Origin of the sequence: Ideonella margarita (assembly GCF_038066635.1) — a bacterium.
In the GTDB taxonomy this organism is placed as follows: Bacteria; Pseudomonadota; Gammaproteobacteria; order Burkholderiales; family Burkholderiaceae_C; genus Ideonella; species Ideonella margarita.
Genome location: NZ_JBBUTI010000037.1, coordinates 1 through 551, shown reverse-complemented (window position 1 = coordinate 551; position 551 = coordinate 1). Strand labels below are relative to the sequence as shown.

The following is a 551-nucleotide window of genomic DNA, read 5'->3' as shown; positions in this document are numbered from 1 at the left end:
GCCGGCCTGCACGTGGTGCTGGGCTGGGCGCTGGTCAACGGCCTGGCGCGCAAGATCGTCGAGGTGGTGAAGGCGCCGATCGAGACGAAGATCATCGAAGAGATCAAGCCGCCGCCCCCGCCGCCGCCAGAGAACCTGCCGCCGCCGCCGAAGAACATGCCTCCGCCGCCGTCCTTCGTGCCGCCGCCGGAAGTGCAGGTGAACACGCCGCAGCAGGCCCCGACCATCACGACCACCACGGTGGCGCCGCCGCCGGCCCCTGCCGTGGCGCTGGCCCCGGCGGCTGCTCCTGCGCCGCCCGCACCGCCGGCACCGAAGCCGGTGGCACGTGCCGCACAGATCGACGTGGGCTCTTGCGCCAAGCCGGAATACCCGGCGGCTGCAGCCCGCGCCGAAGCCACCGGCACCACCCGCATCCGCTTCACGATCGACGGCGAAGGCCGCGTGACCAAGGCCGAAGTGGTGGGCTCGTCAGGCCCGTCGCGTGAGCACCGTCAACTCGACCGCGTGGCAGTCGACGCGCTGGGCGCTTGCAAGTTCAAGCCTGGCAC

General features: G+C 72.4%; 1 protein-coding gene. It reads left to right on the top strand.

Going from position 1 to position 551, the window contains the following annotated elements:
* Window positions 1-551, top strand: a 551-nt coding sequence (locus AACH00_RS19845) for an energy transducer TonB (RefSeq protein ID WP_341400912.1), incomplete at both ends; no start/stop codon positions are given.